We start from the raw sequence: 3168 nt of genomic DNA on the forward strand, positions 1-3168 counted from the left end.
AGCAAGATACGAACAATGCGAGTTAAGGCGCAAGGATACCGCTCTAAAGAGCGTTATAAGCGGGCAATTATGTTTCATTTCGGTGGGCTGGACTTGGCACCTACCCACTCTAATTAGTGAAGGGCCATATATATACAGTTGTAAGTCAGGTTGGCAAAATCTGCCAGGATTTTAGGTTCTATACGGAAAAGTGATTCTTTCTTTGCCGGACTCATTACCTATATCTTATTGAATATATTGACCTTTACAGCCTGGATCCGCTGCATGTTAGTTCCCTTGAGAACCCAATTCTTCTTTTTGTATGTCAGACAAGAGTAAGTCAAACGAGAGTGTGTGATGTAACACATTGATAGTAGGAAACTTAGCGCGTTATAGTGGGGAAATTATCAAAGGCTGGATGCTGATGTTTAGGCAGAATTCAGCCTAATACACTGTTAAGCATCAATATGAACATTACTAAAACTAAAGCCGTTGAGCTAGCAACTGAATTTGTTAAGAAAGATAAGGTGCAAGCTGACTTTCCAATTGCTTATGAAACGGGGCACGCCATCCTCAATCGTAAAAAGCGAAGTATGTCGTGGGTTACGGTGGTTGAAGAAGGTGAAGAATATTGGTCTGTATATTTTGACTTAAAGATAAATGATCCTGCAATAGCTACTGTGGACCCCAATCATGTTGCAGTTATGGTTAGCTCTCAGTCCGAGAAAATAGAATGGTTGCCACTTCTATGAAAATGCTTAACAAAAGTAGCCAATTGACCTCCGCAAGCTGTCTTCTTTTTTGCGGAGCAAAAAAAACAGCCAGCTAGCTCCGGCAATTGCTACTGGCGTTAGCTTTCTTAAAAGGAATATCGCGTGAAGAATCTAGTAATAACTCTACTCGCAGCAATTTGCGCTGGATGCGCCTACAACATCACGTATGAAGACCTTACTCCTGAGCAAAAGCAACGCTACAGGGAGATCGAGGTTAAGAACCCGGATCTATCCAGGCCATATGACGTAGTCAAAGAAGTCTCAGGGAAAATTTGCGGCGAATATGGCTGGGTCTATGAAAACGAAGCTCTCGATGCTCTAAGGGCATCCGCTGCAATCGAAAAGTTAGATGCTGTCATTGATGTTCAGTGTCACAAGGCTGGATATGGTGAAAAGCCGGGCATGTGTGGTGATCTCATCACATGCAAGGGCCAAGGCATCCGCTACCAGGACAAAAGCTAACAAACCAACTCACGCGGACGGCTTTTCGCAGGCTTTCGTCGCTCCGCTCCTTAGTTTAGCCTGCTCAATCCGCCCATGGTTGGGGCGTTAGCAGGCCTCTTATATGGATATGCAGCACTTCAAAAAAGTAATTTACGACCTAGCCCAACGGGCTGGTTTCACTGTTGTTGAGTTTCATGGTCCACTGGCTACACCGAACTTTTTTGCTGCTTTAATGGAACAAAGGGGAAAGGAGTTTGCTGTTCTCGCTTCCATAAATTCAGATTGGGCCGTTGTCTCAGAGTTTGAACCGTCGGTTTGCGAGCTCGACTTCATCGATAGCGCAGACGTCGCACGAGAGCTTAAGTATTGCCACGGTATCGATGTCATTTCGAGCAAAGTGCTTAATGGTCCATTTGTAACGAGGTCCTATTTAAGTCATAACGATGTTAAGTACTGGAAGCCTCAATCGTTGGGCGAGGCATTGTTCAACTGGTGGGACTAGCTGCTAACAAGCAAAATAATCAAGTACTTGTCGCTGCGCTCCTCGCGGGGACAGGTGCCACGACGCGGCGGAGCCGCTGCACCTGCCCATTTTTTGGGCGTTGTACTCGCCGAGGCAGGCCTCGGGGAAGTCTTTTTTTGCTAGATTGCTGGATAAATAAACAGTGGTTTGCTATAGCTTAGTCCATGAAAAGGACACTGCAAACGCTGCTGGATCAGCACTTCGATGAATACCGCCGCCACCATGGTGTGAGCCTGGATCAGGCGCGTGCCGTCTCCCGTATTCGTGATTGTCGCACCGCTCGATTAGGCGGGCATATTCAGTGCTGCCCGCAAGGGCATGTGCAGGGAGTTTGGTACAACTCCTGTAAGCATCGTGCTTGTCCACAATGCAGCGGATTACCTAAAGAACGATGGCTGCAGCACGTCCAGTCAGTACTGCTTGATTGTCCTCATCATCATATGATCTTTACCCTCCCTAGTGAGCTGCATGGGTTGTGGCGTTTTAACCGACGCCGTTTGACCGATCTGTTGTTTAACGCCGTCCACAGCACATTAAAAACCTTTGCCAAAGATCCGCGCTACTTAGCGGCGATGCCAGGGATATTGTCGGCCTTACACACGTGGGGACGCGATCTGTCTTTACATCCCCATCTGCATTGTTTGATCAGTCATGGCGGGTTGACCGAACAAGGCCAATGGCGTGAACCTAAGAAAGCGGTGTTATTTCCACAAAAGCCACTGATGATGGTGTATCGGGGGAAGTTACTGGCGGGACTAAAGCAAGCGTTAAGTGAGCAGGAACTGACGCTGCCGGAGGGCAGATCAGCCAGTTCGATGACACAGTTATGCAATCAGTTAGGGCGTAAGTGTTGGGTGGTTCATTGTTGTGCCCGTTATGATCATGCCAGTGGGGTGGCGAAATATCTGGCGCGTTACATCAAAGGCGGCCCCTTGCGAAACCAGCAACTGCGGCATGTCAGTCAAACCCACGTTACGTTCAGTTACCAATCCCACCGCAGTGGCAAAGGTGAAGTCAGCTGTTTACCGGTGGCGACATTCATTAGCCGCTGGTTGGCGCATGCCCCGCAACACGGAAAGAGCAGTGTGCGTTATCTGGGACTATACAGCGCAGGCGGAAGAACGAAATTGAACCGTGCCCGTCTGCAGCTTGGACAGCCAAAGGTAAGCCAAGGTGAATTTATCAGTTGGCAGGCTTACCTGATTGGTTGTGATGTGCCCCGCGTGTGTGATGTTTGCGGTGCATCGTTAATACATGGGGAAAAGGAGGTGCCCGTTCATCATGCGGCTTAATCAACATACGGCACTGTGTTTTTGGCGCGGTGGAATGCTGTGTGGGGACAATCTGACCGAGCGCAAGTTATGAGTTGCTCAGTATTAACAGAGTGTTGCGTTAAGTTAGCAAAGCACGGCATAGTGAGTGTCATAGATAACGTTGTTCGTCCATAGC

General features: G+C 48.1%; 4 protein-coding genes. All 4 read left to right on the forward strand.

Translation table 11 applies throughout. The annotated features are described in order from the left end of the window. Nucleotides 1-446: 446 nt before the first annotated feature. The 4 genes from DU002_RS19175 (at nucleotide 447) to DU002_RS19190 (ending at nucleotide 3011) form a co-directional block, all read left to right on the forward strand. Nucleotides 447-731: a hypothetical protein gene (locus tag DU002_RS19175; protein WP_114340068.1), complete on the forward strand. Its 285-nt coding sequence runs from the start codon at nucleotides 447-449 to the stop codon at nucleotides 729-731. A gap of 123 nt (nucleotides 732-854) precedes the next feature. Beyond that, nucleotides 855-1214, forward strand: a complete 360-nt coding sequence (locus DU002_RS19180; RefSeq protein ID WP_114340069.1) for a hypothetical protein — start codon at nucleotides 855-857, stop codon at nucleotides 1212-1214. 103 nt (nucleotides 1215-1317) lie between these two features. Further along, entirely contained in the window at nucleotides 1318-1698 is a 381-nt protein-coding gene (locus DU002_RS19185; RefSeq protein ID WP_114340070.1) for a hypothetical protein, read from the forward strand. A 185-nt stretch (nucleotides 1699-1883) separates the two neighbouring features. Further along, nucleotides 1884-3011, forward strand: a complete 1128-nt coding sequence (locus DU002_RS19190) for an IS91 family transposase (RefSeq protein ID WP_114340071.1) — start codon at nucleotides 1884-1886, stop codon at nucleotides 3009-3011. The last annotated feature ends 157 nt before the right edge of the window (nucleotides 3012-3168 follow it).

Origin of the sequence: Corallincola holothuriorum, from assembly GCF_003336225.1 — a bacterium.
GTDB classification, from domain to species: domain Bacteria; phylum Pseudomonadota; class Gammaproteobacteria; order Enterobacterales; family Neiellaceae; genus Corallincola; species Corallincola holothuriorum.